This is a genomic window from Staphylococcus sp. HMSC070D05 (assembly GCF_001815595.1).
In the GTDB taxonomy this organism is placed as follows: Bacteria; Bacillota; Bacilli; order Staphylococcales; family Staphylococcaceae; genus Staphylococcus; species Staphylococcus hominis.
In genome coordinates this window covers 1-345 of sequence record NZ_KV821094.1, presented here as the reverse complement: position 1 = coordinate 345, position 345 = coordinate 1, and the positions used below count along the sequence as shown (strand labels likewise).

Here is a 345-nt window from a genome sequence, read left to right as displayed (position 1 = left end):
ACTTAATGATAGCATCCGGATGATGTGGTTATCACAAAATCAAAAGCCTTCTTATAAAACGATTAATCGATTTAGAGTCAATCCAAAAGTAGATGCTTTATTAGAATCATTATTTATTCAATTTCATAGTCAGTGTTTGAAACAACATCTTATAGATGATCAAACCATTTTTATTGATGGTACGAAAGTTGAGGCGAATGCCAATCGATATACATTTGTATGGAAAAAGAGTATTCAAAACCATGAGACAAAGATGAATGAAGATTCTAAAGCACTCTATCATGAATTGGTAACAAATAAAATCATACCTGAGATTAAAAAAGATCACGATAATGACTTAACAAA

General features: G+C 29.9%; 1 protein-coding gene. It reads left to right on the top strand.

Going from position 1 to position 345, the window contains the following annotated elements:
- Nucleotides 1-345 (top strand): transposase (locus HMPREF3046_RS01710; RefSeq protein ID WP_141755512.1); only part of this gene is annotated, 345 nt, incomplete at both ends.